The following is a 24,610-nucleotide window of genomic DNA, read 5'->3' as shown; positions in this document are numbered from 1 at the left end:
CAGGATTTGCCTATTTATGCTGTTAGCAACAGCTGCCATTATTATCGGTTTCCTGATTCTCATCTGGAGCGCCGACGTGTTCATCGCGGGCGCCGCTGCGCTGGCGGCCAACCTCGGCATGTCACCGATCATCATCGGCTTGACCATTGTGTCCATTGGCACCTCGGCTCCCGAAATCCTCGTCTCCCTGACCGCCGCGCTCACCGATGCCGGCGAACTGGCGATCGGTAACGCCATCGGCTCCAATATTGCCAACGTCGGACTGGTTTTGGGCATGACCCTGCTGATTGCACCGCTAAAGGTGCACCCCGGCTGCATGCGGCGCGAGCTTCCCACCCTGCTGCTGGTCACGCTGGGCACCGCAGTGCTGCTCATGGATGGCGAGCTGTCGCGTGTCGACGGTATGGTCATGCTCGCCACCCTTGCGGTCATCATGACCAGCATGCTGCGCGGCGAAGCCACCGACCCCGAGCTGCTGCAGGAAGCGTCCGAGTTGACCCGCCAGCCCGCGCCCCTGCGCACTGCATGGCTGAAGTTCGGCGGCGGCCTGCTGCTGCTGGTCGCAAGCTCACGCTTGCTGGTGTGGGGCGCAACCGGTATTGCCGAGCAACTCGGCGTGTCACAGCTGATTATCGGGCTGACCATCGTCGCCATCGGTACCAGCCTGCCGGAACTCGCGGCAACCGTGGCCAGCGCCCTGCGCGGTCATGCCGATATCGCCGTGGGCAATGTCATCGGCTCCAACCTGTTCAACCTGCTCGCCGTCATGGCCATTCCAGGCCTCATCGAGACGCAGGTCCTGAGCGAACTGGTGCTCTATCGCGACTACCTGACCATGGCCGGAATGACCCTGTTGCTGGCGGCGGCCGTGTACCTCAGCCGCGGGCGGCGCAAATCCGGTGACGGAGGCTACGCCTACATCGGCCGCAGCCTGGGCCTACTGTTACTGGCGGGTTACGGCCTGTACTATTACTGGCTGTACCGGACCCGCCAGGCCTGAGCCCTGCCATGCACGCACACGACCCCGATGCCCACATCGCCTCCGCGCAGCGCACCATTCGCATGGAGCGTGATGCCATTGCCCAACTCGAGTCGCGCATCGGCGCGAGCTTCGCTCATGCCTGTGAGTTGCTGCTGGGCGTGACCGGACGCGTGATCGTGACCGGTATGGGCAAATCGGGGCATATCGCCAGCAAGATTGCCGCGACTCTGGCGAGCACAGGAACCCCGGCATTTTATGTGCACCCCGCCGAGGCCAGCCACGGGGATATCGGCATGATCACTGCCGATGATGCGGTGATTGCACTGTCCAACAGCGGTCGCTCGCCCGAGGTCGTCACCCTGTTGCCGCTGCTGAAACGACTCGGCATTCCGCTGGTCAGCATGACCGGTAACCCGGTCTCACCGCTCGCTGAAGCATCCGACGCCCACCTCGATACGGGTGTCGACACCGAGGCCTGCCCGCTCAATCTGGCACCCACTTCCAGCACGACCACCGCGCTGGTGATGGGCGATGCACTGGCTATCGCGCTCTTGGAGGCACGCGGCTTCAGTGCCGAGGACTTTGCCTTTTCGCACCCGGGCGGCACACTCGGCAAGAAGCTGTTGCTCAAGGTGGAAGATGTCATGCACACCGGCACGGCCATTCCCCGCGTGGAACCCTCCACCCCACTCTCCGCCGCGCTGCTGGAGATCAGCCGCAAGGGCCTCGGCATGACCACGGTTACCGGCCCAGAGGATGTGCTGGTCGGCATCTTCACCGATGGCGACTTGCGGCGAGCGCTGGATGAGGCCGTGGACGTGCGCAACACCCCCATCAGCGAGCTCATGACGCGGGGCGCCAAGACCATTGGCCCCAACATGCTGGCGGCGGAGGCCCTGCGCATCATGGAGGAAAACAAGATCACCTCCCTTGTGGTACAACGCGGTGACCACATGGTCGGCGTCGTTCATTTGATGAACCTGTTGCATGCGGGCATCGCCTGATATGGCCACTGCGCCACACCCGGCTCTGGCCGTGCAACTGTTGGCACTGGACGTTGACGGCGTGCTCAGCGATGGCCGCGTGACGTATGCCAGCGATGGCAGCGAGCTGAAGTCCTTCAATATCAAGGATGGACTCGGAATCAAACTGTTGCAACGCTGTGGCGTACAGGTAGCGATCATTACCGGTCGACGCTCCGAGATGGTCGCCCGGCGCGCCCGCGAACTCGGCATCGTCGAGCTGATGGAGGGCCGTGACGACAAACTCAGCGCATTGCAGGAGCTCTGCGCACGACTGGGTCTCACCCTCGCGGAGTGCGCGTACATGGGGGACGATCTGCCCGACCTCGCCGCCATACGTGCCGCGGGCCTGGGGTTGACGGTAGCCGATGCCGTCACCGACGTACGCGCCGCCGCAGACTGGTGCAGCGTCGCCCCCGGCGGCGCGGGTGCTGTGCGCGAAGCCGCCGAATGGTTGCTGCATGCACGGGGACAATGGGACAACCTGCTGGCGGAGTTCGGCTGATGGAGCGCCGTAAGCGTCCATGGCTGCTGGCGGTTGCACTGGTAGGCGTTGCCGCCTGGTATCTCGGGTTCACCGGCGGTGGCCCCCTGGAGCGGCGCCCGGCCGCGCAGCCGGCCGATATTGTGCAAACCTATCTGTTAAACTCGCGCAGCCTGACCTATGCGGAGAACGGTTCGCTGACCCAGGTCATGGAAGCCGCGCGGGTGGAACATATCGCTGATACGCAAGTCTCAGACCTGGTCGAGCCGAGATTCTATTCCCACGATGGCGATAACCAGACCTGGTCGGCCAGCGCCGCACGGGGCAGGCTCAAGCACCGCACCAGCGTGCTTATCCTGCGCGAAGACGTGGTGCTGACCGACGACAAGGCCGGCGGCGTGCTTGAAACCAGAGCCATGACACTGCACCTGCAACAACGCAGGGCGAAGTCAGAAGTGCCGGTAAAGCTGACGCAGGGCAACAATGTGCTTACCGCCGACGGGATGTACGCAGACCTGAAGCATCAAACCATACGCCTGACGCCTGGCGTGGAGGGTATCTATGTTCCAGAAGGCTCCTGACGGGAGTCGCATTGGTCCGCGTGCTGTCAGCATCGGGCTTGCGGTCATAGCAGTGTTGCTGGCGAGCGCCGCCCAGGCGCTCCCCAGCGATCGCGAGCAGCCAATTCGAATCAGCGCCGACCAGGCCCTGCGCGACGAGCGCGAGGGCTTTACCGAGTACACCGGCAATGTGCGCCTGCAGCAGGGCAGCCTGCAGATTCAGGCCAACAAGCTCACCATCTTTCATCGACAGGAAGCGGCTGACCGTATCGTGGCTGAAGGCAGCCCCGCACGGCTGCAACAGCAGCCCGCCACGGACAAGGCCGTCATCCATGCCGCAGCGCTCAGCATTGAGTATTTCAAGTCGCAGGAGCGGGTGAAACTGAGCCGCGAGGCACGTATCGAGCAGGAAGGCTCCATCGTGACCGGCAACACAATCGACTATTTCATGGCGGAACAGCGGGTCAAGGCCGATGCCGGGCGCCGCGAGGATGGCGGCCGTGTGGAAGTCGTTATCCCGGCGACTGCACTGGACGGCGACGGGGAAGAGGCGGCACGTGGCGCAACTGAAAGCGAGTAACCTGGCCAAGGCCTACCGCGGCCGCAAAGTTGTAATCGATGTGTCGCTGGAGTTGTCCAGCGGGCAGGTGGTGGGGCTGCTGGGTCCCAACGGCGCCGGCAAGACGACCTGTTTCTACATGGTGGTTGGCATTATCGCCGCGGATGCCGGGCGCATTGAACTCAACGGCGAGGACATCACCCCTCTGGCGATGCATGATCGTGCGCGGCGCGGCCTGGGCTACCTGCCACAGGAGGCCTCCATTTTTCGCAAGCTCAGCGTACAGGACAACCTGCTCGCCATTCTCGAAACGCGGCCTGATCTGGGCAAGGCAGAGCGCCTGGCCCACTGCGACCGGCTGCTGGAGGAGTTCCACCTGACCCACCTGCGCAGCAGCCTCGGACAGGCCCTTTCCGGTGGGGAGCGACGCCGGGTGGAAATCGCCCGGGCCCTGGCCACCGAACCCGACTTTATCCTCCTTGATGAGCCATTTGCCGGTGTCGATCCGATCTCGGTATCCGACATCAAGGACATCATCATCCACCTGCGCAAACGCGGTATCGGCGTTCTGATTACCGACCACAACGTGCGCGAAACGCTGGATATCTGTGAGCGTGCCTACATCGTCGGCGAGGGTCATATCATTGCCGAAGGCACCGCGCAGGAGGTACTGGACAACCCCCGGGTGAGAAAAGTGTACCTGGGTGAGCACTTCAGGCTGTAGATCATAGCCCTGCCGCCAACGGGGCCAGACAGCGCTTAAGCAAATTTCGCGCCATCCTGTTGCGTGGCCGCATCCGCCGGCGCTACACTGCAGTCAGTCGCCAACCCGAGGCAGTACCCGGGATGAATTCAGCCCTTTGATGAAACAGTCGCTCCAACTCAAGCTCGGCCAACAGCTGACCATGACGCCTCAGCTGCAGCAGGCTATCAAGCTGCTTCAGCTGAGCACCCTGGATTTGCAGCAGGAGATTCAGCAGGCCCTGGACAGCAACCCGCTGCTGGAGCTGGCTGAAGACGACTACGATGCCGAGGCGGAAGCCAGCGCGCAGGCCACAGAGAACAGCCAGTCCAACGGCGAGACAGGCGCGGAGCACGCGGCGCCCGAGCGCGATACCAGCGCCAGCACCGAGGAGTGGCAAACCGATAACCTGCCTGACGAGCTCCCCGTCGACACCCAGTGGGATGACCTGCTGCCCTCCTCCTCAGCCCCGGCCAGTCAGGGCGACGATGCCTTCGATGGCGACTTCGACGCCCGCAACAACGCGCGCGACAGCCTGCAGGACCAATTACTGTGGCAGCTCAACCTGACCCGGCTGTCTGACACCGACCGCATTATTGCCATGGCGATCATCGACGCCACCGATGCCAACGGGCGCCTGCAGAGCTCTGTCGAGGACATTCACGAGGCGCTCACACCGGAACTGGATATCGACCTCGACGAAGTCGTCGCCGTGCTGCATTGCCTGCAGCAATTCGAGCCCGCGGGAGTCTGCACGCGCGACCTGCAGGAATGCCTGCTGGTGCAGCTGCAGCAGTTGCCAGCCACTACGCCCTGCGCTGAACAGGCGCGGCTGATGATAAGCCGGCACATGGCACAGCTGGGCAGCGGCGACTACAAGCAGATCATGCGCCGCATGCGCCTCACGGAAGAGCAGCTGAAAGCCGTCCTCGACCTGATTCGCACGCTGGACCCGAACCCCGGCCAAGGTGTTGGCGAGGACACCACGGAATACGTCGTACCCGATGTATTCGTGAGCAAGCGCAACGGCCGCTGGGTGGTGGAACTCAACCCTGACATCGCACCGAAACTGCGTATCAACGACGGCTACGCGAGCCTGATTCGCCGCGCGGACAGCAGCGCCGACAACACCTTCCTCAAGGACAACCTGCAGGAAGCGCGCTGGTTTCTGAAGAGTCTACACAGCCGCAACGAAACCCTGATGAAGGTGGCCAGCAAGATTGTGGAACATCAGCGCAACTTTCTCGAGTTTGGCGAGGAAGCCATGAAGCCCCTCGTGCTACACGACATCGCCGAGGCCATCGAGATGCACGAATCCACCATATCCCGCGCCACAACGCGCAAGTACATGCACACGCCACGGGGCATCTTCGAGCTGAAGTATTTCTTTTCCAGCCACGTGGGCACAACCGAGGGAGGCGAGGCCTCTTCCACCGCCATCAAGGCCCTGATTCGCAAGCTGGTGGCAGCGGAGAACCCACGCAAGCCGCTGAGCGACAGCAAGATTGCCGGCGTGCTGGAGGAACAGGGTCTGCAGGTGGCGCGGCGCACCGTGGCCAAGTACCGCGAGATGCTGATGATCCCGCCATCCAATGAGCGCAAGAGATTGGTCTAGACTATCAGTGTACTGTTCTGCAGTACGTTGTCAGGTGTGCCGCCAATCGTCAGCGACACGCCGGTTCCGGGCGGCCAGCCCGGGTTTCATGTGAAGAAGGAGTCAGGTATGCAATTGAACGTCAGCGGCCACCACGTAGAGGTTACCAACGCGCTGCGTGAGTATGTAGAAAGTAAGTTCGAGCGCCTGCAGCGACATTTCGACCAGATAACCAACACCGAAGTCACCCTGATTGTAGAAAAAATGGTACAGAAGGCGGAAGCCAATATTCACATCTCCGGAGCGGACATCTTTGCCGCAGCGGAATCGGAGGACATGTACGCCGCCATTGATGCACTGGCGGACAAACTCGACCGTCAACTCATTAAACACAAAGAGAAGGCGAGAGCCCGTTAGGAATTTTCCATGCATGTTCTCTCTGAACTGCTGACGCCGGGGCGCACGGTTTGCCGGGCCCCCGGCAGCAGCAAAAAACGGCTTTTCGAAACGCTGGCCAGCGTGGTGAGCGAGGACAGCCCGGGAATTACCGAGGCAGACATCTTCGCCCAGCTCATCGCGCGCGAGCGCCTCGGCAGCACCGGCCTCGGTGCGGGCATCGCCATACCACATTGCCGCATCGCCAACTGCAGTCAGCCCATCGGTTGCCTGGTGACGCTTGAAGAACCCATCGATTTTGATGCGCCGGATGATCTGCCGGTGGACATCCTGTTCGTGCTGTTGGTACCCGAAGAGGCACACCAGACCCATCTGGACATTCTCGCCCGCATCGCCCGGCTTTTCAGTCAGTCCAGCTTCTGCGAAACCCTGCGCGACGCACCGGATAGCCGCGCACTGTTCCAGCGCGCTACCGAATGGCAGGCCTGACCTAAACCATGCATCTGGTCATCATTTCCGGGCGCTCAGGGTCGGGCAAGAGCACAGCGCTACACCAGCTTGAGGACGAGGGCTTCTACTGCATCGACAACCTGCCAGCCGCATTGCTGCCGGCACTTGTGGATGAGGCCAGCCGTCCGGGGTTCGAGCACTTTCGCGGCGCAGCGGTGTGCATCGATGCGCGCAATGCCTGGCGTAACCTTGAGGATTTCAACGCCATTGTCGATGCGCTGCCGGACACGGTAAACAGCGAGATCCTGTTCCTCGAAGCGCAGGACAGCGTGCTGATCAAGCGTTTCAGCGAAACCCGGCGCAAACACCCGCTGAGCGGCGAGCAAATGCCACTCGCTGAGGCCATCGAGCGCGAGCGCGAACTGCTGGAGCCTATTGCCAGCGCTGCAGCGCTGGTGCTGGACACCAGCCAGATGACCATTTATGAACTGCGCGACGCTGTGCGCCAGCGCTTGATTGGCGAAAGTTCGGGCAGCATGTCGTTGCTGATTCAGTCGTTCGGCTTCAAGCGCGGCGTACCCACCGATGCCGACCTGGTGTTCGATGTGCGCATGCTACCCAACCCGCACTGGGTGAAGGAACTGCGTCTGCAGAACGGGCTCGACCCGGAGGTGCGCGACTTCCTTGAATCCCAGGCGATGACCGGCGATCTGTTCGACAGTATTTGCGCCTACCTGGACCGCTGGCTCCCCAGCTACCGTGACAGTAACCGCAGCTATATGACCGTGGCGATCGGTTGTACCGGTGGTCAACATCGGTCAGTATATCTTGCGGCCAGGCTCTACCGGCACTACAAGGAGCAGTACCCGCAGGTTCACATTCGACACCGGGAACTGCAGTAGACGTGATACAGACACAATTGACCATCATCAACAAACTCGGCCTGCACGCGCGCGCGGCGGCCAAGTTTGTCAGCTGCACCGCCGCCTACAGCAGCAGCGTCAGGGCGGGTCGCGATGGCGAGATGGTCGACGGCAAAAGCATCATGTCCATGATGATGCTGGCAGCCGGCCAGGGTACCGTGCTCGACATCGAAGTGGACGGCCACGATGAGGAGGCCGCGCTGGCGGCCCTGCGCACACTGGTCGAGAACCGCTTCGACGAAGGTGAATAGGTCACACTGACCCGCTGCCACGTTGTTCCGCCGGTCGCTTTGCCGGATAATCCCGCACTCACTGCCACCAGCCCTATTTCCGCGGATTCGTGACTCATGGCGCAGCCCTCATCATCACAGGCAAGACTTGAACGCCTGTCCCAGGCGCTGGGGAGTGGCACGTTTGCAGACGTCAAGCGCATGCTCAACGGGCTCCCCGCCGCCGATGTTGCGCACCTGTTGGAATCCTCTCCGCCCAAATTCCGCCACATTCTCTGGCAGATGGTGGAGCTGGAGAATGAAGGTGACGTCATCAATGAGCTTGGCGACGAGCTGCGTGCGCATTTCCTCAGTGATATGGATGCGGCGGAAGTCGCACAGATCACCGAACACCTCCAGGACGACGACCTCGCCGATATCCTGCAGCAACTGCCGGACCGGGTAACCCGGGAAGTTCTCGACTCGATGGACCAGCGGGACCGCACCCGTCTGGAACAGGTCATGAACTACCCGGACGATACCGCCGGTGGCCTGATGAGCACGGACACCATCACCATACGTCCGCCACTGACGCTGGATGTGGTGCTGCGCTACCTGCGCCGACACAACGAAATCCCGGCCATGACCGACAACCTGATTGTTGTGAATCGCAACGACCAGTTCATCGGGCTGCTGCCGCTGAACACCCTGCTGGTATCCGATCCGTCGGCCACCGTGCGCGAAATGATGCTCACCGATGTGCCGCCGATTCCTGCCGCCATGCCCGACGATGAAGTGGCGCGCCTGTTTGAGCGCAACGACTGGGTATCCGCCCCCGTGGTCGATGACGATGGCCGCCTGCTCGGTCGTATCACCATTGACGACGTGGTGGACGTGATTCGGGAAGACGCCGATCACTCGTTGACCTCGATGGCCGGCTTGGCAGAGGACACCGACACGTTCGCGCCGGTGCTCAACACCGCGAGCCGTCGCGCAATCTGGCTAGGCATCAATCTGCTCACAGCGTTCATCGCTGCATCGGTGATCAACGTATTCCAGGAGACCATCGAGAAAGTCGTCGCGCTGGCGGTATTGATGCCCATCGTTGCCTCCATGGGGGGAATCGCCGGCACCCAGACCCTCACCGTGATGGTGCGCGGTATTGCTCTCGGCCAGGTCAGCAAGAACAACGAGTCCTGGCTGATCCACCGGGAGGTGGGGGCCGGCATCCTCAACGGCCTCCTGTGGGCTGCTGTAGTTGCGGTGGCGGCATCCACCTGGTTTCAAGACTGGACGCTGGGCCTGATCATCGCCCTCGCCATCATCATCAACCTCGTGACTGCCGCCTTCACCGGCGCTGCCCTGCCGCTGCTGCTCAAGCGGCTGAAAATCGATCCGGCACTCGCGGGCGGCGTGGTGCTGACCACGGTAACTGACGTTGTTGGATTCTTCTCATTCCTTGGCCTGGCGACCTGGTTCTATGCCTGATTACACCCCCCCGCACGATGACCCCGATGCACTGGAGCCGCCGAGTAAAAGTGAGCTCAAGCGGCGCATGACCGCGCTGCAGCAACTCGGCGAGGCACTCACCGCACTCAGTGACAAACAGCTGCAGAACGTCCCCATTGAAGATGCGCGATTGCTGGAGGCCATTCACGAAGCGCAGCGGATATCCTCCAACAGCGCACGCCGCCGTCACCTGCAGTTTATCGGCAAGCTCATGCGCGACATCGACGCCGAACCCATAGCCGCGGCACTCAGTGCCATGGATCAGGAACAGCACCGCCATGCAGCGCACTTCAAGGGGCTGGAACAGTTGCGTGACCGGCTCCTCAAAGAGGGCCCGGACACCATCGGGGACGTGGTGGAGCGCTGGCCGGCAACCGATCGTCAACACCTGCGCAACCTGTTGCTGCAGGCGCAGCGAGAACAAAAGCGTGGCCAGGCTCCCGCCGCCGCGCGCAAGCTGTTTCGCTATCTGCGCGAGCTCTCATCGGCCGCCGGCGAAGGCGCTGCGCCGGAAGCGGGCGACGACGACGCATCCTGAGTCGTCTCACCGTCTGCGGCTGACTCGGGCGCAGGCACAACACGATCCTGTGCAGCGCCGTCACGCGTATCGAAAATACGGTCCAGCCGCACCGCGGGCTCCTGCCATGTTCCGGCAATGCGGTACACGGCGCTGGACAGCTGCGAGACCTGCTTCTCGAACAGCTTGCTGACCACGAACACCCCCGCCGCCACGGGCAGCCCCGCAGTGAGGGCGGCGACCCAGGGCAGGTTATTGGCCACAGGCAGCGTGGCGACAAGCTCCCCATCAAGCTCCCGCGAGGCGATATTCGAACGGCCACTGAAACGGAAGCTGGAGCCAGCGCCGGTTACCGCGATCTGCGGCACGCGAATAACGCCGTCCTGCACACGCAATTCACCGCTCATGCGGTCAAAGGGAATACCTGACTCAAACCACTGCGTCAGACTCAGGCGCTGCACAATATCCGCCAGGTCCAGAATACTCACCACCCGCAGCGCGCCCGATGTACCCGCTGAGGCATTCAGGAAACGACCGTTCTCAAGCGCCAGCGTCAGGCCACCGCTCGCATCCGCCAGGGAGAACTGCTGGGGCGCGCCGGGCCACTGCATATCGACATCGAAACGGCCCTGTTCTGTTTCGACAATAGCCTCGTAACCCAGCGCCGTTAGCGTAGCAGCCAGGTCACCGGCGACCAGATCCATGCGCAGGCGCGTCCCCTGGTCAGACCAGGACAGCTCGGGGGCAGGGTCAGACGCAATCTGCAAATCGGCTAGCCGGCCCTGCAATTGCTGCACCTGCAGGCGCCGCTCTCCCGGGCGCAGGGCGAACGACAGCTGGCCCAGGGGGCGACCGCCGCGCAGCAGCTCGGCAATGGCAACATCAATATCCGGCCAATCGCTGATGGCGCCGGGATCGGGGGCCTCGCCGCCGCTACGCCCCAGGCCGGCAACATCCAGCCAGTCGACATTGAACACCAGGCTGGACAGGCCCGTGTCGGCACTCACCGCCGTACGCAGCCAGGGCGCCTCAAAGGTCCCGCGCCAGCCTGCGCTCGTTTGCTGCACATCAATGAGTGTGTCCCGCCAATCCTGGCCGGCAAACAGCAGGCTATCCACCAAGAGCTGCTCCACGTTCAGCTGCAGGGGCGCTGCGGCGGTTGCGGGCGCCGTTGTGGGCGGCATTAGCGGCGCGAGAACGGCGTGCCAGGCATCAATATCCAGCAGGGCTGCATGGCCGGAAAGGCGCAGAGTCCCTGACACAGGCGGCAGCGGCTGGTCCTGCAGACCGAGGGAGACGGCATCCAGCTCTCCTTCGCGCAGCACCGCCCGCGCCCACGCCCGATCGGCCGCACGCAGTTCCAGCATCACCGGACCGCTGCCCAGGCTGCTGTCCAGCGTAAACGGGAGGGCTTCGTCAGGCGGCTTACCCCAGGTTTCCGGCAGCGCCAGCGCAACGCCGAGCAGGGATGAGCGCGCCCGTAACTGTGGCCGGGCGCCGGGCACAAAATCCAGCGCTGCCGTCACCGGTGCTTCACCCGTCACCCACTGCGGGAGTGCGCCCCCCAGCCAGTCACGCAACGACGCCATGGCAATATCGCCGGCGAGCGCCACACCCACCCCTGGGGCTTTTCCATCGGCGCGGTCGGCACGTTGCGTCAGTGTGACATCGAGCTCACGCCCCCACAGCCGGGCCGTGACGTCTTCGGCGACAAACCCCTCCGCGCTGGTATACCGCAATTGGCCCCCCAGCCCGTCGATATCCAGCCCCCCGGGACGAATGGCGAGTTCACCGTTTGCCAGGGCAAGCTCCAGTGCCACCTGTGTTGGCAAGCCGGCGTCCTCAAGTGGTAAATCGAGCGAGAGGTCGAGCTGCAGGTCGCCTGTTGCAGACCATTGCTGCAGTGCGCCTTGCATCGTATCGTCGAGGGGCGATTGATTGATGACCCTGAGTCCATCCGCGGCGCTGCCCTTGCCACTGGCCGCAATGGCCAACCGCATCCGCCCCGCCGGTGTACGCCAGGTTTCCGCGGACACGCCGCTGACTGTGGAGGAATAGAGCTGAGCCTGATCCGCCCACACGCTGACCTGGGCATCATCAATCAGCACGGTGCCTTCGGGTACGGACAGGGCGGGCCACCGAGGGTGATAGGCCAGCTCGGCATCGCGCAGCGCAAAGAACAGTTGCACCGTGCGCCGGGTGGGCAGGCCAGGACGCAGGCTGCCGCGCCAGATAAATCCACCGGCGTCGAGCGTTGCCTGTTGCACGCTGCTTTCGAGCCATGTCAACAACCTGTCATTGAGGATATACGGCAGGTAGCGCTGCCGATAGCGCGCATCCGAATCGCGCAGCCCCACCAGCAAATCCATTTCTATCCCGGTCTGCGTGGCCGCCAGTGGAATCCACAAACCCAGCAGCGCGTGCGCTTCCCCCTCCTCACCCACGGCGGTAAGCAGGCCGCTGTCGAGCGCCACGCCGGTCTCTGACCACGTGATGTCAAGGCTGCCAAACAGCTCGCGGTAAGCCAGCGCCTCACTGAACACCGTGGGGAAGTCGAGCGTGATAGCCTCGCTGTCGAGCGTCAGGTGACCGCGCGACGGCGCCAACTGCAGGTGACCACTGGCGCCCGTAACGCCAGGCGCACCGCGCCAGGACGCGAGGGATACATCGGCAAAGCCGAACGACAGGTCCCACGCAGGCAGGTCCGTTGTCATGTCGTCGAGGGTGAACTGCAGCTCGCGCAACTCACCGCCGGGCTGCAGGTCACTCAGTACGGTGGCGAGGCCCTCCGGTAACACGCCGGCCGCTTGCACCAGACCTGCGGTTTCGGTCAGCGGCAACGCGCGCCCACGCACACGCAGGGAATCGCCCCAGACGTCAATCTGCAACCGCGGTACCGCGAGCTGACTGCCCGCGTGCGCAATCTGCAGGTCAGAGACAAAAACACCCAACCGCTGACCCTGCTGCTGCAGGCTCGCCTCCAGACTGAGTCGTTCCACCGGCAGCGACCATCCTCCAGTTGCCCCTCGCAAGACCAGATCCTCGCCCGACAGCCTCCAGCGCAAATCCGACATCTTACCGTTCCAGTCCAGCCAGCCCTCCACCAACGCCTTGCCCGTGGCACCGAGCGGCAACGGCTGCCCCCAGAGTGACCGCCAGCGGTCGAGGTTGGCGAGGTCGGCGAGTGCCGCGTTGATATACACCACGCCGTCGTAGCGCGCGGGGGACAGCGGGTCGCCAATGCCATCTGCGAGTATGCGAATGTGGCTGCCATCCACCGCGTCCAGCGTGGCCCGCAGTTGCCGACGGCTACCGTCGCGCTGCAGGGCCAGGTTGAGGCTCAACACTTCCTGTTGCGCTGCCGGAGACTGCAGATAAAGCGTATTGTTTTCCAGGGTCACATGCCGGCTATCGAGCAACAGAGCCTGCAAGCGCGCTGCGGCATCGCCACCGCCACCGCCCAGCCCCATGAGCCTGAATTCACCGCTTGCCGTAATTTCTCCCGACAGCAACAACTCGCTGAGACGTAAATGGCCAATACGCAAGGAGCCCTGCAACAGGCTCCCCCACACATCAATGGCGACACGGCCACCGCCGAGCGTCAGTGGTTCACCGTCAGCGAAAACCAGTTGCAGATCGCGGAAAACCAGCTCGGGGCCGAAGCCGTGCCATTCTGCCGCCACTGCACCACGCTCGATATCAAACGGCACGCGAGCACTCAGGTTCTGTATAAGCCAATGCTGGTTTGCTGCAACCATACCCACCAATACACGACCCGCGCTGACATACACCGCCAGCGCAACCACCGTGGCAACCATACCGCGCCACAGCAAGCGGCTTATGCGATGGTAGATGGACAGGGGCTCAGTCACCGGCAGCGACCATTGCGGAAAGCGAGGGGCCCGTTTGCTTGCGGGTGAAAAGCACCACAGCGAGCGGGTCTGCCCGGTGCACACGACGACAGGTGCCATCTTCTGCCAGCAGCTGCTGCAACAACGCCACCACCCGCCGCCACGCCGCGGGATCGGCGAGCGAAATGAAATCGACCGCCACCAGACCGCCAATGCCGCGCAACCGCAATTGCCGGGGAATGGCTTCCGCCGCTTCCAGATTGGCCGTGAGTGGGGCACCGCTGCGGTCGCTGCTAGCGCCGGTGTTAACGTCCACGGTCGTCATCGCTGCCGTTTCCTCGATGATCAAACTGCCCCCGGAGGGCAGCGGAACCCGGGGCTGCAGCAGCGCCTCAATGGCCCTGTCCACACCGTGGCGTGCGAACAATGAATGACGCCCACCGTCGTGTTCTACCAGCGGCGCAAGGGCGGGGCGCTGTAGCGCACACCAGGCGCGAAGCGCGTTTGCCGTGGCAGTGTCGTCCACCCGAATCGCGCGCGGCACCGGCCCGGCGTAGTCCCGCAACACGCGCTGGGCAAATGGCAGTTCCGGCCAAACGCGCTGCGCGGGCTCGTCCCGCGCGCCCGCGTCTTGCAGCTCGCGCCAGGTCGTCGCAAGCCGGGCAGCCTCGTCGCGCAACAGCGACTCTGCAACATCTGCCGCCGCTGTGCGCGCCAGCAGCGACGCGCCCTCGAAGTCCGCCGCCAGCACTGCCAGAAGGTTACCCAGCCGACGGCGGGTTAACGGATCTTCGATACGGCGCGAGAGGGATGGGCGCGAATGCCCCGCCAGCAGGACGAGGTGGGGGCCGGGCACTGCGAGATCGAGATCAAGACGGGGCTGTTTGTCCCCCACGGTATCCCGGGTGACCTGCACCAGCAGCTTCTGCCCCTGGCGCAGCACGGGCGATGAGCGCCCGTCGGGCGCGCGCTCCGGCAGCGACAACAGGCCCTGCACCCCGGGTGCCAATTCGACGAAGCCGGCCGCCATTCCCGGGAGTAGCCGCGTCACGTAACCGCGATAAATGGCACCGACCCGGGCAGGGCTGTCGCGCCGCTCAAGACACAACTCCTGCAGTGCCCCACCGCTTACACGCGCCATACCTTGCCAATCGCGGCTGGCGCTGATCAGAATATCGTCATGCATCGACAGGCCCGAGGCGACCGGCGACACCGTGAGCAGCGAGCAGCTCCCGGGTTTCCGCCAGGGGCAAACCCACCACATTGCTGTAGCTGCCCTCAATACCGCGCACCAGGGCGCCACCCAGCCCCTGGATACCGTAGCTACCCGCTTTATCCCAGGGCTCCTCGGTTGCAAGATAGCTCTCGCAGAGCTCCCGGGTCAGGTTGACGAAGGTTACACGGGTTTCCACGGCAAACTCGGCGTAGCCATCCGCATGGGCCAGACAGACAGCCGTGATGACCTGGTGGGTGCGCCCGCTGAGGCGGGCGAGAATACCGAGGCCGGAGAAATGGTCGGCAGGCTTGCCGAGAATATCGTCATCGATCACCACGGTGGTGTCGGCGGCGAGCACAAGCTCGCCGGAGCTGCGGCGGCTGCGCACCGCGGCGGCCTTTTCCCGCGCCATGCGCACAACGTAGTCCTGCGCCGCCTCACCCGGTTGCGCTGTTTCGTCGATGTCAGCCGGGTCCACCGCAAAATGCACGCCGAGTTGAGCGAGCAATTCCTGGCGGCGGGGCGAGGCAGAGGCGAGAATCAGAAGTAACATGATCAGGTAATCCGGTAATAGCGGCGCACACTGCGCAACACCTGCAACACCACCGGCCAGAGCAAGGCACTGGACAGTGCGGGTAGCAGGAACAGCAGGCTGCGCGCACCTGCACCCTCGAGATTCTGCACCCACTGACCGATCAGCTGGTGCAACCCAATGACGACAAACACCACACCACACTGTTGCCACAGGCTGAAGACCCGCAGACGCTGGTACACCAGCAGGGCGCACAGCGCCAACACAGTGAGCGAAAATGCATTCTGCCCGAGCACCGCCCCCTCCAGGGCGTCCACCAGCACACCGAGCAGCAGCGCGGTGAATATGCCCACCCGGTGTGGCAGCGCAAGGCACCAGTACAATAATGTGAGGGCAACCCATTCCGGGCGTGCCCATTGCAACCAGGCCGGCAACGGCACCACAGCCAACAGGGCGGCAACCAGAAAACTCGCCACAACAACGGTGAACACCACCCCGTTGCCGGCTGTCACGGCAGATCCTGCGAGGGCGCCGCTTCCTCTGTCGCGTTGGTGAATACCAGCAACACATGACGACTGCGGTTGAGGGCCGCTGTGGGCCGCGCCAGCACGCGAGCGAAGGCCTGACCAGGATCTCTCTGCACCAGCACAACCTCCGCGATCGGGTAGCCCACAGGGAAACGGCCCCCGAGGCCAGAACTTACCAGCAGGTCGCCTTCACGAATATCAGTCGTTGCCGAGATGTGCTGTACTTCAAGCGCGTCCAGCGAGCCAGTGCCCTCGGCGATAGCGCGCAAACCATTGCGGTTCACCTGCACTGGCACGGAGTGCGTAAGATCAGTCAACAGCAACACACGGGACGTCACTTCGCCAACCTCAACCACCTGGCCCATCAGTCCGTCGGCATCAATCAATGGCTGTCCGACATACAGGCCATCCGTGCTGCCCTTGTTCAACACCAGCTGATGCCGCATGGGGTCGGGGGAGACGCCGATCAGCTCAGCCACCAGCACATCATTGCGCAGCATGGCCGTGGAGTTGAGTAGCCCGCGCAGGCGCGTGTTTTCCGCCTGCAGTGAGGCCATTTGCAGTGAACGGCCCTGCAGCAGGAGGTTTTCCCGCTGCAGCCGGGCATTGTCTTCCAGCAAACGCCCGCGGGAGCGAATATGCGTATCCTGCCACTGCACGAGACGTGCCGGGATGTCGGCGATCCAGATCACGGGGGCCACCAGCGTGTCGAGTATCGCACGGCCGTGTTCAAGCTTGTTATAGCGCAGGTCAGCGGCGATCAGGCATACCACGACCAGCGCCGCCAGCGAGATGCGCAGGCCAAGATGGGATTCCTTGAGAAATAGCGGCTTGATATCAGCCCCCGCCGCGTGCCTTACTCGGTAGAGAGCAGGTCAATCGTGTGGCGATCCATCTGCTCCATGGCGCGACCGCCGCCCCGTGCCACACAGGTCAGGGGGTCTTCGGCGACAATCACGGGCAGGCCGGTTTCTTCAGAGATGAGACGGTCGAGATCGCGCAGCAGCGCACCACCACCGGTAAGCACGATACCGCTCTCGGCGATATCGGCGGCCAGTTCGGGCGGTGATTGCTCCAGCGCAGACTTCACGCCCTGAACAATGGACTGCAGAGGATCCTGCAGGGCTTCCAGAATTTCGTCGCTGTTGAGAGTGAAACTGCGCGGCACACCCTCGGCGAGGTTGCGGCCACGCACATCAATCTCGCGCAATTCACTACCGGCAAATGCGCAGCCGATTTCCTGCTTGATGCGCTCGGCTGTGGCATCGCCAATCAGGCTGCCGTAGCGACGACGCACGTGCGAAACAATCGCTTCGTCGAAGCGGTCGCCACCAATGCGCAGCGAATCGCGATAGACCACCCCGTTCAAGGAAATGATGGCGATTTCAGTGGTGCCGCCGCCCACATCCACCACCATGCAGCCGGTAGCTTCCTCGACGTTCAGACCCGCGCCGATTGCCGCTGCCATCGGCTCCTCGATCAAGCGCACTTCACGCGCTCCTGCGCTGAGCGCGGATTCGCGGATAGCGCGACGCTCGACCTGGGTCGACATGCAGGGCACACACACCAGCACACGCGGGCTCGGGCGGATGAAGCGGCTTTCATGCACCCGGGCGATGAAGTGCTGCAACATTTTCTCGGTTACCTGAAAATCGGCGATAACACCGTCCTTGAGTGGACGGATAGCGGTAATGTTACCCGGTGTACGACCGAGCATGCGCTTGGCCTCGGTACCGACCGCTTCAATGGTTTTCTGCCCGTTGTGAAACCGGATAGCCACCACCGAGGGTTCATTGAGCACAATTCCCTTGTCGCGCACATAAATCAACGTGTTCGCTGTACCCAAATCGATAGAAAGATCGTTTGAGAACACGCCGCGCAGCTTCTTCAACATGAATTTTGACTACCTTTTGAATAGATCGGGGAACTCCATACCGGAGCTCAGCGACACCCCTTGCGGCGGCCCTTCGGGGCCGGGACTGCCCTCAGCTGAGAGACCGCCTCACTCATTATTCTGCGGTGTGTAACTTAGCGAATAACTGTATCAATGGCGGGGATTTTGGGCAAGGCGCAAATGTGATAACTTTACGCCCCCGCCGTGAAGGCGGCAGGCTTGCTGACGGTAGTGAAAGTAATGACAGTACACCAGGACGACATTGAAAAACTGGCCGAACTGGCGCGGGTGCGTATCCCCGTCGAGGAAGCCGCAGAGGTCACGGCGCGCATTGCCACCATTCTCGGTCTCGTCGATCAGCTGCAGTCTGTAGACACCGCAGCCGTGGAACCCATGGCCAATCCGCTGGATGCCGTGCAGCGCCTGCGCGTGGATGCGGTCACCGAGGCCAATCAGCGCGAGGCCTTCCAGGCCATAGCCCCAGCGGTGGAAAACGGCCTCTACCTGGTACCCAAAGTCATTGAATGAAGCGGCAGCGCCGCCCTCGGGACATCACATGCATGATCTTTCTGTCGCAGCGCTCGCGCTCGGCTTGCGCAACCGGGATTTTTCCAGCACCGAGCTGACCCGGCATTGCCTGCAGCGCATCCGGGCGCTGGATCCACACTACAACAGCTTCATCTCGGTTGATGAAGTGGGTGCCCTGGACGCTGCCAGGCAGGCCGATACGCGCCTGGCAGCCGGCGAGAAGGCACCCCTGCTGGGCATCCCACTGGCGCACAAGGATATCTTCTGCACCAGCGGACTGCGCACCAGCTGCGGCTCGAAAATGCTCGACAATTTCGTTCCCCCGTATGATGCCACAGTCACCCGGCGCCTGCGGGATGCCGGCACGGTGCTGCTGGGCAAGACCAACATGGATGAGTTCGCCATGGGCTCATCCAGTGAAACCAGTTTCTACGGCAGCAGCCGCAACCCCTGGGATACCAGCCGGGTGCCCGGAGGCTCGTCCGGCGGCTCCGCTGCGGCTGTTGCAGCGCGCCTCGCACCGCTGGCTACCGGCACTGACACCGGCGGCTCCATCCGTCAGCCAGCCGCCTTCTGCGGTATCACCGGGCTCAAACCCACCTATGGCCGGGTTTCGCGCCTGGGCATGGTGGCCTACGCCTCCAGCCTCGACCAGGGCGGGCCCATGGCGCGCAGTGCCGAGGATTGCGCCCTGCTGCTCAACGCTATCGCTGGCTTCGACCCCCAGGACTCAACCTCATCGGAACAGCCGGTAGAGGACTACACGGCCCAGCTTGCCCAGCCGCTGTCCGGGCTGCGCATAGGGCTGCCGCGGGAATATTTTGGCGAAGGCCTGGAACAGGCTACCGGTGAGCGTATTCGCGCCGCCCTGGCCCTGCTGGAGCAGCAGGGCGCAACACTGGTGGACATCGCCCTGCCCCACACCGGGCTCAGCATTCCCACCTACTACATCATTGCGCCGGCCGAAGCCTCTACCAACCTGTCCCGCTACGACGGCGTGCGCTACGGGCACCGCTGCGAGAACCCCCGCAACCTGCACGACCTGTATACGCGCAGCCGGCAGGAAGGCTTTGGCGACGAAGTGAAGCGACGCATACTGGTCGGCACCTACGCGCTGTCCGCCGGCTACTACGATGCCTACTACCGCAAGGCACAGCAGGTGCGACGACTGATTCGCCAGGATTTCCTCGATGCCTTCACCGACGTGGATGTCATCGCCGGCCCTACAACCCCCGGCCCCGCCTTTGGCCTGGGCGCCAAAACCAACGACCCGGTGGCCATGTATCTGGAGGATGTCTACACCCTGGCGGTCAACCTGGCCGGCCTGCCCGCCATGTCGGTACCGGCTGGCCAGGTCAATGGACTACCCGTTGGCCTGCAGCTCATCGGCCAGCATTTCGACGAGTCCCGCCTGCTGAATGTGGCGCACCAATTGCAGCAGGCGAGTGACTGGCACCTGCAGTCACCGCCGGAGGCAGGCCTATGAACTGGGAAGTGGTGATCGGGCTGGAAGTGCACCTGCAACTGGCCACGCAGTCGAAGATTTTCTCCGGCGCCGCCACACGTTTCGGCGCCGAGCCCAACACCCAGGCCTGCGCCGTCGACCTCGCCATGCCCGGTATGCTGCCGGTGCTGAACGAGCAGGCGGTGCGTTACGCAGTGATGTTCGGCCTTGGCATCGGTGCGGAAATAGGCTTGCGTTCAGTGTTTGACCGCAAGAACTACTTCTACCCCGACCTGCCCAAAGGCTACCAGATCAGTCAGTTTCAGGAGCCTATCGTGGGCCGCGGTCACTTCGACATCCAGCTTGAGGATGGCAGCGTGCGGCGTATTGGCATCACCCGCGCCCACCTTGAGGAGGACGCGGGCAAGTCGCTGCACGAAGACTTTCACGACCAGACCGGCATCGACCTCAACCGCGCCGGCACACCGCTGCTGGAGATTGTCAGCGAGCCCGATCTGCGCAGCGCAGAGGAAGCCGTTGCCTACCTGAAAACGCTGCACAGCCTGGTGACCAGCCTGGGCATATCCGACGGCAACATGGCCGAGGGTTCCATGCGCTGTGACATCAACCTGTCACTGCGGCCGGCTGGCAGCGACACCCTTGGCACGCGCGCCGAAATCAAGAACGTCAACTCCTTCCGTTTCGTGGAAAAGGCCATCCACCACGAGGTGGAGCGGCAGGCCGACATTCTCGAATCCGGCGGCAAGGTGGTGCAGGAAACACGGCTCTATGATGCCGACCGCGACGAAACCCGCTCCATGCGCAGCAAGGAAGTCGCCAACGACTATCGCTACTTTCCAGAGCCGGACCTGCTGCCGATCGTGATTGAGCAGAGCTGGGTAGACAGCATCCGCGCCAGACTGCCCGAATTGCCTGCCGCCCGGCGTGAACGCTTTATCGCCGACTACGGGCTGGGCGCCTACGATGCCACGGTACTGGCCGCGGAACGCCCACTGGCCGAATTTTATGAAGCGGTGGCGAAGGGCTGCGGCGATGCCAAGATTGCGGCCAACTGGGTGCAAGTGGAACTGCTGGGGCAACTCAACCGCAACGACCTGCAGCTCAGCGAGAGCCCGGTGGATGCACCGGCGCTGGCGGCGCTGTTGCAGCGCATTCTGGATGGCAGCATTTCCGGCAAGATCGGCAAGCAGGTGTTCGAGGCCATGTGGGCCGGCGAAGGCGACGCCGACAGCATCATCGAAGCGCGTGGACTGCGCCAGGTCAGCGACAGCAGTGCGCTGCAGGCGATGGTGGCGGAGGTTATCCGCGACAATCCAGAGCAGGTTGCACAATACCTGGCGGCTGATGAAACGCGACGCAAGAAGCTGTCCGGCTTTTTTGTGGGCCAGATCATGAAGCTGTCCCGCGGACAGGCCAACCCGCAGATGGTCAGCAATCTACTCAACGAGCAACTGGCAGACGCCGGAGAAAACGGAGACACATGAGAAAAGACAAGGAAAAGGTCATCGACGAGGTCTGGACCGAAGACCACATCCGCAGCTTTCTCGGCGTGCGCGCGCACGACGGCTCTGACCACGACTTCCATATGCTGCTGAAAGCCTACCAGAGCATGCGCGCCGCCGACTTTGAACTCTTCGTCGGCTTTTTCGTTGCCGACGGACGCAACCTCGCGGCCACGGGCAAGGACGGCCGCACGGTAGTGGAGATCATCGGGGAGCACCGTCACGGCGCTGAGTACGCACATATCCTGCGTCAGGCCGGCGGGCACTGACACGCGAACGGGCCGCGTTACCCGGGACACTCGCCGGGGTCAGCGATCGATCGGCACGCGCCCTTTCATGAAGCGTTCACGGTTTTTGCGTTTCTGCTCTTCGCTCTTGCGCAACAGCACATAGACCGCGCCGGTGCCACCGTGCTGCGGCTGGGCACTGTGATAGGCCTGCACGATGGGTACCTCCTGTAGCCACACGTGCACATGCCCCTTCAGCACCGCACTGCGCTCTCGCTCCACCTTGCGTTCGCCCTTGCCGTGAATCAGCAATACGCTGCGCAGGCCCAGCTCGTGGCACTGTTCGAGAAAGGCAAACAGCTCCCGCCGCGCCACGGCGACCGTCATGCGGTGCAGGTCCAGACGCGCCTCCTGCTCATAGCGTCCCTGACGCAGCTTCCGGTAGACACCGTTTTGCACGCCGGGACGCTTGAACTCCAGCACATACCACGCATCCAGCGGCTCCGCTTCGCGGTCGCTGAGGGTGTTCCTGTCCGTTTCGCGGCCGGTAACCGCCGCTTCACGACGCTCCGCGAGCGAGCGGTCGCGGTCATCGCCACCGGGGGCCAGTTGCACCCGTTGCTCGCGTTTAAGTGGCTTCACATCCGCCACCTCCTGGAAAAACAGCTCAGATTCGTTGTCAGCCATGGCTTCCCGCTCCCATGCAGTGCATCATTATAACGCGCCAGCCCATCGGGTTTCACGCCCACCAACGAGGAGTCACACTCAGAATGGAAGGCAACCTTGCTCGCGGCGCGGACTATCTGTTCCGCGGGGCCCGCTTACTCACTCACCCCGCACTGCGCCTGTTCGTCATCGTCCCCCTGTTGGTGAACATCATCATCTTCGCCTCGCTGCTGGGCTTCACCTTCAGCTTTCTCGGGCGCACCATCAATGAGTGGATGGCAGCCCTGCCGGGCTGGCTGGGTTTTTTGGAATGGATTATCTGGCCACTGCTGGTGGCCGTATTCGGCCTGATCGCCGGCTACACGTTTACCGCCGTGGCGCTGCTGATCGCCTCGCCGTTCAACAACCTGCTCGCGGAAAAAGCCGAGGAGCTGTTCACCGGACAGCCCGTCGATGCGCTGGAAGGGCCTGTGGCCGCACTGCTCTCAGTGCCCCGCGCGCTGCTGCGGGAACTGGCCAAGCTGGCCTACTACATCCCCATGGCACTGCTGGTGCTGATCCTCAGTTTCGTCCCGGGAGTCAACCTGGCGGCACCGCTGCTTTGGTTCCTGCTTGGCGCCTGGATGATGAGCATCCAGTTCGTGGACTACCCGGTAGACAACCACCAACTGGGGTTTGCCGCAGTGAAATCCGCGGTGGCTCGCAAGCGGCTGAGCAGCCTGGGTTTTGGCGGCGTGGTCGCGCTCTGTGCCGGGATACCAGTGATCAATTTCTTCGTGGTACCCGCGGCAGTTGTCGGCGCCACCCTGCTCTGGTGCGAAGAATTACGCGAGCAGTGATTTCGGTGGGTGTGTACACTCGAGCCGTTCGCCCAGCAAGGCTTCGATGTCCGGCAAGAGGAACGCATCGTCTTCGCTGGCGAAGCTGATAGACACCCCGGTTGCGCCCGCCCGCCCGGTGCGCCCGATGCGGTGGACGTAGTCGTCAGGATCTTCAGGCAAATTGTAGTTTACTACATGGCTCACGCCGTCGACGTGAATGCCGCGGCCCGCCACATCGGTGGCCACCAGCACCTTGATATCACCCTTCTTGAACTGCGCCAGGGTACTCGTGCGCTTGGCCTGGGGAATTTCACCTGAGAGAATGCCGCAGGACACGCCGGCCTTGCGCAGGCGCTCATGCAGCCTGCGCACCTGGTCGCGGCGATTGGCAAATACGATCACCGCGCTGGCTTCAGGGCTGCGCACCAGGTTGACCAGCAGCCGGTAGCGCTGCTCGCTGCTGACCAGATACACCTTCTGGTCCACAGAGTCAGTGGCGACATGGTCGGGTTCGATTTCCACCGTCACCGGCTCCCAGGTCCACTGTTGCGACAGGTTGATGATGTCCTGGGTAAAGGTCGCAGAAAACAGCAGGGTCTGCCGGTCCTGTTTGGCAGGCGTGGCGCGCACAATGCGCTTCACCTGGGGAATGAAGCCCATGTCCAGCATGCGATCCGCTTCATCCAGCACCAGCGTTTCCACGCGATCCAGGAACAGGTCGCGGCGCTGCATGAAGTCGATCAAGCGGCCCGGAGTGGCCACCACAAGGTCGACCACATCGCTGTTCAGCCGGTTGAGCTGCTTCTGGTAGTCCATGCCGCCAATGAGCGTCACCACTTTAAGGCCGGAAAAGCGCGCCAGATCCTCGGCATCGGCGGCAATCTGCATGACCAGCTCCCGCGTCGGTGCAATCACCAGGGCCCGTGGCTCGCCGAGGAAACGCTCGCCTTCCTGTGGATGGCAAAGCAGGTCATTGAATACGGTAATCAGGAATGCCGCGGTCTTGCCGGTACCCGTCTGCGCCTTGCCGATCGCGTCGTGACCCTGCAGGGTGTGCGGCAGAATTGCGGCCTGGATGGGCGAACAATAGCTGAAGCCGAGGCCGGCGATGCCGCGCATCAACTCGTCGCGCAGACCGAGGTCATGGAAGCGCGTTTTGCCCTCCTCGGGCTCCACCGGGAAGTCGTCCAGGCTCCAGGGCTTTTCGGGGGCCGCGGCCTTGCGCGCGCGCGGCTTGCCGGGCTTGCCCTGGCCGCGATCACTGTGGCCGGGGCCACGCGCGGGCTTACCATGCGTTGAATCATGGGTCGAATCGCTGCCAGTGGCTATCGGAGGGGGCGGCGTGGCTGAGTCGCTATTGGCGCTCTTGCTACCACGGCCGAGTAGGCTCTTGATCAAGGTTGCGTCCTGTCTGGGTTCAAGCATGCAAAGGTG

General features: G+C 63.1%; 26 protein-coding genes. 18 read left to right on the top strand and 8 right to left on the bottom strand.

The window, feature by feature from the left end; translation table 11 throughout:
- Window positions 1–16: 16 nt before the first annotated feature.
- The 13 genes from EGJ68_RS06680 to yjgA all read left to right on the top strand — a co-directional run bounded on the left by EGJ68_RS06680 (window position 17) and on the right by yjgA (window position 9,968).
- On the top strand, window positions 17–1,000 hold the full coding sequence (locus EGJ68_RS06680; RefSeq protein ID WP_123033683.1) for a calcium/sodium antiporter: 984 nt from the start codon (window positions 17–19) through the stop codon (window positions 998–1,000).
- An 8-nt stretch (window positions 1,001–1,008) separates the two neighbouring features.
- The gene (locus EGJ68_RS06675; protein WP_233248698.1) at window positions 1,009–1,986 is read left to right on the top strand and encodes a KpsF/GutQ family sugar-phosphate isomerase; all 978 of its coding nucleotides are present in this window, start codon (window positions 1,009–1,011) and stop codon (window positions 1,984–1,986) included.
- Entirely contained in the window at window positions 1,970–2,509 is a 540-nt protein-coding gene (locus EGJ68_RS06670; protein WP_233248697.1) for a KdsC family phosphatase, read from the top strand. Before EGJ68_RS06675 ends, EGJ68_RS06670 begins: the two co-directional genes overlap by 17 nt.
- A complete protein-coding gene (lptC, locus tag EGJ68_RS06665) occupies window positions 2,509–3,069 on the top strand; it encodes an LPS export ABC transporter periplasmic protein LptC (protein ID WP_158283548.1) in 561 nt (186 codons plus the stop codon). The genes EGJ68_RS06670 and lptC overlap by 1 nt, the downstream gene beginning before the upstream one ends.
- The gene (gene lptA, locus EGJ68_RS06660) at window positions 3,050–3,628 is read left to right on the top strand and encodes a lipopolysaccharide transport periplasmic protein LptA (RefSeq protein WP_123033680.1); all 579 of its coding nucleotides are present in this window, start codon (window positions 3,050–3,052) and stop codon (window positions 3,626–3,628) included. Before lptC ends, lptA begins: the two co-directional genes overlap by 20 nt.
- Entirely contained in the window at window positions 3,606–4,331 is a 726-nt protein-coding gene (gene lptB, locus EGJ68_RS06655) for an LPS export ABC transporter ATP-binding protein (RefSeq protein ID WP_123033679.1), read from the top strand. Before lptA ends, lptB begins: the two co-directional genes overlap by 23 nt.
- 139 nt (window positions 4,332–4,470) lie before the next feature.
- Window positions 4,471–5,964 (top strand): RNA polymerase factor sigma-54, encoded by a 1,494-nt coding sequence (locus EGJ68_RS06650; protein WP_123033678.1) that lies wholly within the window; start codon window positions 4,471–4,473, stop codon window positions 5,962–5,964.
- Window positions 5,965–6,072: 108 nt separating this feature from the next.
- Entirely contained in the window at window positions 6,073–6,360 is a 288-nt protein-coding gene (gene hpf, locus EGJ68_RS06645) for a ribosome hibernation-promoting factor, HPF/YfiA family (RefSeq protein ID WP_027950685.1), read from the top strand.
- Window positions 6,361–6,369: 9 nt separating this feature from the next.
- Window positions 6,370–6,828, top strand: a complete 459-nt coding sequence (gene ptsN / locus EGJ68_RS06640) for a PTS IIA-like nitrogen regulatory protein PtsN (protein WP_123033677.1) — start codon at window positions 6,370–6,372, stop codon at window positions 6,826–6,828.
- 8 nt (window positions 6,829–6,836) lie between these two features.
- A complete protein-coding gene (rapZ, locus tag EGJ68_RS06635; protein ID WP_027950683.1) occupies window positions 6,837–7,691 on the top strand; it encodes an RNase adapter RapZ in 855 nt (284 codons plus the stop codon).
- Window positions 7,692–7,693: 2 nt separating this feature from the next.
- Window positions 7,694–7,963: an HPr family phosphocarrier protein gene (locus tag EGJ68_RS06630; RefSeq protein ID WP_123033676.1), complete on the top strand. Its 270-nt coding sequence runs from the start codon at window positions 7,694–7,696 to the stop codon at window positions 7,961–7,963.
- A 96-nt stretch (window positions 7,964–8,059) separates the two neighbouring features.
- Window positions 8,060–9,409: a magnesium transporter gene (gene mgtE, locus EGJ68_RS06625; protein WP_123033675.1), complete on the top strand. Its 1,350-nt coding sequence runs from the start codon at window positions 8,060–8,062 to the stop codon at window positions 9,407–9,409.
- Window positions 9,402–9,968, top strand: coding sequence for a ribosome biogenesis factor YjgA (gene yjgA, locus EGJ68_RS06620; protein WP_123033674.1), 567 nt, complete (start codon window positions 9,402–9,404; stop codon window positions 9,966–9,968). The genes mgtE and yjgA overlap by 8 nt, the downstream gene beginning before the upstream one ends.
- On the opposite strand, the gene EGJ68_RS06615 is transcribed toward yjgA, so the two are convergent.
- The 6 genes from EGJ68_RS06615 to EGJ68_RS06590 are packed head-to-tail and all read right to left on the bottom strand — an operon-like array spanning window position 9,896 to window position 17,967.
- Entirely contained in the window at window positions 9,896–13,819 is a 3,924-nt protein-coding gene (locus EGJ68_RS06615) for a YhdP family phospholipid transporter (protein ID WP_158283547.1), read from the bottom strand. The genes yjgA and EGJ68_RS06615 overlap by 73 nt on opposite strands.
- The gene (locus tag EGJ68_RS06610; protein ID WP_158283546.1) at window positions 13,812–14,984 is read right to left on the bottom strand and encodes a ribonuclease E/G; all 1,173 of its coding nucleotides are present in this window, start codon (window positions 14,982–14,984) and stop codon (window positions 13,812–13,814) included. Before EGJ68_RS06610 ends, EGJ68_RS06615 begins: the two co-directional genes overlap by 8 nt.
- Window positions 14,977–15,567: a Maf family protein gene (locus EGJ68_RS06605; RefSeq protein WP_123033671.1), complete on the bottom strand. Its 591-nt coding sequence runs from the start codon at window positions 15,565–15,567 to the stop codon at window positions 14,977–14,979. Before EGJ68_RS06605 ends, EGJ68_RS06610 begins: the two co-directional genes overlap by 8 nt.
- A 2-nt stretch (window positions 15,568–15,569) precedes the next feature.
- Entirely contained in the window at window positions 15,570–16,058 is a 489-nt protein-coding gene (gene mreD / locus EGJ68_RS06600) for a rod shape-determining protein MreD (protein WP_123033670.1), read from the bottom strand.
- Window positions 16,055–16,909, bottom strand: a complete 855-nt coding sequence (gene mreC / locus EGJ68_RS06595; RefSeq protein WP_123033669.1) for a rod shape-determining protein MreC — start codon at window positions 16,907–16,909, stop codon at window positions 16,055–16,057. The genes mreD and mreC overlap by 4 nt, the downstream gene beginning before the upstream one ends.
- Window positions 16,910–16,929: 20 nt before the next feature.
- A complete protein-coding gene (locus EGJ68_RS06590) occupies window positions 16,930–17,967 on the bottom strand; it encodes a rod shape-determining protein (protein WP_027950675.1) in 1,038 nt (345 codons plus the stop codon).
- A gap of 240 nt (window positions 17,968–18,207) precedes the next feature.
- Between EGJ68_RS06590 and gatC the strand changes: the two genes are divergently transcribed.
- From gatC to EGJ68_RS06570, 4 genes are read left to right on the top strand one after another with little or no spacing between them, the layout of a single operon-like run.
- Window positions 18,208–18,495 carry an Asp-tRNA(Asn)/Glu-tRNA(Gln) amidotransferase subunit GatC gene (gene gatC, locus EGJ68_RS06585; RefSeq protein WP_123034086.1) on the top strand — a complete coding sequence of 96 codons (288 nt, stop codon included), beginning with the start codon at window positions 18,208–18,210 and terminating at the stop codon, window positions 18,493–18,495.
- 28 nt (window positions 18,496–18,523) lie between these two features.
- Window positions 18,524–19,981, top strand: a complete 1,458-nt coding sequence (gene gatA, locus EGJ68_RS06580; RefSeq protein ID WP_123033668.1) for an Asp-tRNA(Asn)/Glu-tRNA(Gln) amidotransferase subunit GatA — start codon at window positions 18,524–18,526, stop codon at window positions 19,979–19,981.
- Window positions 19,978–21,444 (top strand): Asp-tRNA(Asn)/Glu-tRNA(Gln) amidotransferase subunit GatB, encoded by a 1,467-nt coding sequence (gatB, locus tag EGJ68_RS06575; protein WP_123033667.1) that lies wholly within the window; start codon window positions 19,978–19,980, stop codon window positions 21,442–21,444. Before gatA ends, gatB begins: the two co-directional genes overlap by 4 nt.
- A complete protein-coding gene (locus EGJ68_RS06570; RefSeq protein ID WP_123033666.1) occupies window positions 21,441–21,731 on the top strand; it encodes a PA4642 family protein in 291 nt (96 codons plus the stop codon). The genes gatB and EGJ68_RS06570 overlap by 4 nt, the downstream gene beginning before the upstream one ends.
- Window positions 21,732–21,770: 39 nt before the next feature.
- On the opposite strand, the gene smrA is transcribed toward EGJ68_RS06570, so the two are convergent.
- Window positions 21,771–22,376: a DNA endonuclease SmrA gene (smrA, locus tag EGJ68_RS06565; protein WP_123033665.1), complete on the bottom strand. Its 606-nt coding sequence runs from the start codon at window positions 22,374–22,376 to the stop codon at window positions 21,771–21,773.
- 83 nt (window positions 22,377–22,459) lie between these two features.
- On the opposite strand from smrA, the gene cysZ reads away from it, so the two are divergent.
- On the top strand, window positions 22,460–23,194 hold the full coding sequence (gene cysZ, locus EGJ68_RS06560) for a sulfate transporter CysZ (RefSeq protein ID WP_123033664.1): 735 nt from the start codon (window positions 22,460–22,462) through the stop codon (window positions 23,192–23,194).
- On the opposite strand, the gene rhlB is transcribed toward cysZ, so the two are convergent.
- A complete protein-coding gene (gene rhlB, locus EGJ68_RS06555; protein WP_269845660.1) occupies window positions 23,180–24,352 on the bottom strand; it encodes an ATP-dependent RNA helicase RhlB in 1,173 nt (390 codons plus the stop codon). The two genes, cysZ and rhlB, sit on opposite strands and share 15 nt — an antisense overlap.
- Window positions 24,353–24,610: the final 258 nt, after the last annotated feature.

This window comes from Haliea alexandrii (genome assembly GCF_003719295.1).
In the GTDB taxonomy this organism is placed as follows: domain Bacteria; phylum Pseudomonadota; class Gammaproteobacteria; order Pseudomonadales; family Halieaceae; genus Haliea; species Haliea alexandrii.
The sequence above is the reverse complement of the archived record's forward strand: the minus strand, read 5'-3'. Positions and strand labels throughout refer to the sequence as shown.

Bases quoted from the DNA above. Each gene is read 5' to 3' on its own strand.
- EGJ68_RS06605 (WP_123033671.1), bottom strand. From the start codon at position 15,567: ATGTTACTTCTGATTCTCGCCTCTGCCTCGCCCCGCCGCCAGGAATTG.
- EGJ68_RS06680 (WP_123033683.1), top strand. From the start codon at position 17: ATGCTGTTAGCAACAGCTGCCATTATTATCGGTTTCCTGATTCTCATC.
- EGJ68_RS06675 (WP_233248698.1), top strand. From the start codon at position 1,009: ATGCACGCACACGACCCCGATGCCCACATCGCCTCCGCGCAGCGCACC.
- lptC (WP_158283548.1), top strand. From the start codon at position 2,509: ATGGAGCGCCGTAAGCGTCCATGGCTGCTGGCGGTTGCACTGGTAGGC.
- hpf (WP_027950685.1), top strand. From the start codon at position 6,073: ATGCAATTGAACGTCAGCGGCCACCACGTAGAGGTTACCAACGCGCTG.
- yjgA (WP_123033674.1), top strand. From the start codon at position 9,402: ATGCCTGATTACACCCCCCCGCACGATGACCCCGATGCACTGGAGCCG.
- gatB (WP_123033667.1), top strand. From the start codon at position 19,978: ATGAACTGGGAAGTGGTGATCGGGCTGGAAGTGCACCTGCAACTGGCC.
- EGJ68_RS06650 (WP_123033678.1), top strand. From the start codon at position 4,471: ATGAAACAGTCGCTCCAACTCAAGCTCGGCCAACAGCTGACCATGACG.
- smrA (WP_123033665.1), bottom strand. From the start codon at position 22,376: ATGGCTGACAACGAATCTGAGCTGTTTTTCCAGGAGGTGGCGGATGTG.
- EGJ68_RS06670 (WP_233248697.1), top strand. From the start codon at position 1,970: ATGCGGGCATCGCCTGATATGGCCACTGCGCCACACCCGGCTCTGGCC.
- gatC (WP_123034086.1), top strand. From the start codon at position 18,208: ATGACAGTACACCAGGACGACATTGAAAAACTGGCCGAACTGGCGCGG.
- lptA (WP_123033680.1), top strand. From the start codon at position 3,050: ATGTTCCAGAAGGCTCCTGACGGGAGTCGCATTGGTCCGCGTGCTGTC.
- ptsN (WP_123033677.1), top strand. From the start codon at position 6,370: ATGCATGTTCTCTCTGAACTGCTGACGCCGGGGCGCACGGTTTGCCGG.
- gatA (WP_123033668.1), top strand. From the start codon at position 18,524: ATGCATGATCTTTCTGTCGCAGCGCTCGCGCTCGGCTTGCGCAACCGG.
- EGJ68_RS06590 (WP_027950675.1), bottom strand. From the start codon at position 17,967: ATGTTGAAGAAGCTGCGCGGCGTGTTCTCAAACGATCTTTCTATCGAT.
- EGJ68_RS06570 (WP_123033666.1), top strand. From the start codon at position 21,441: ATGAGAAAAGACAAGGAAAAGGTCATCGACGAGGTCTGGACCGAAGAC.
- cysZ (WP_123033664.1), top strand. From the start codon at position 22,460: ATGGAAGGCAACCTTGCTCGCGGCGCGGACTATCTGTTCCGCGGGGCC.
- EGJ68_RS06610 (WP_158283546.1), bottom strand. From the start codon at position 14,984: ATGCATGACGATATTCTGATCAGCGCCAGCCGCGATTGGCAAGGTATG.
- mgtE (WP_123033675.1), top strand. From the start codon at position 8,060: ATGGCGCAGCCCTCATCATCACAGGCAAGACTTGAACGCCTGTCCCAG.
- rapZ (WP_027950683.1), top strand. From the start codon at position 6,837: ATGCATCTGGTCATCATTTCCGGGCGCTCAGGGTCGGGCAAGAGCACA.